This is a genomic window from Burkholderia sp. Ac-20345 (genome assembly GCF_017104825.1).
Taxonomy (GTDB): domain Bacteria; phylum Pseudomonadota; class Gammaproteobacteria; order Burkholderiales; family Burkholderiaceae; genus Burkholderia; species Burkholderia lata_B.
In genome coordinates this window covers 1-509 of the sequence record NZ_JAAGPO010000543.1, presented here as the reverse complement: position 1 = coordinate 509, position 509 = coordinate 1, and the positions used below count along the sequence as shown (strand labels likewise).

Below are 509 nucleotides of genomic sequence, written 5' to 3'. Positions count from 1 at the left end.
TTCTAGTTGTTCGCGACGCCGGTGCCGGCCGATACGCCGGGTGCCGGCGACGCGCTGCTCGGCGCGTTGCCCGCCGGCGCACGACTATGGCGCGCCGGCCGTGCATGGCTGGTCGACGTGCCACGGCTGGTCGCGCACTACCTGACGGGCCCGAGCGCGGTCGAACGTTTCGATGCGCCGGTCACGCACGTGTCGCGCAATGCCGGCGGCTGGACCCTCGTGGCCAACGGCGTGACGCTGCACGCCGACCGGCTCGTCCGCGCGAGCGGCCCGTGGCCGGCGGTCGACGGCGAAGCAGTCGACGACGCACGCGGCGAAGCGCGACCGGACATCGTCACGAAGAAGATCGTCGCGTTCGATGTCGACGGGCGCGCATTGCCGCCGGCGCCTGACTCGCCGGTCGTCTACCTGCCGGACGCTCAGGCGTTTCTCGCGCCGGTGCACGCGCGGCGCGGCTGGCTGCTGAGCATCACGTCGCACGCGTGGGGATGTGCCGCCGGCGCGCGCGG

Annotated in this window: 1 pseudogene; it reads left to right on the top strand. The window is 73.7% G+C overall.

From position 1 onward, the window contains the following. Positions 1 to 21: 21 nt before the first annotated feature. Positions 22 to 509, top strand: a pseudogene (locus G3O06_RS48555) (FAD-binding oxidoreductase); the annotation flags it as partial.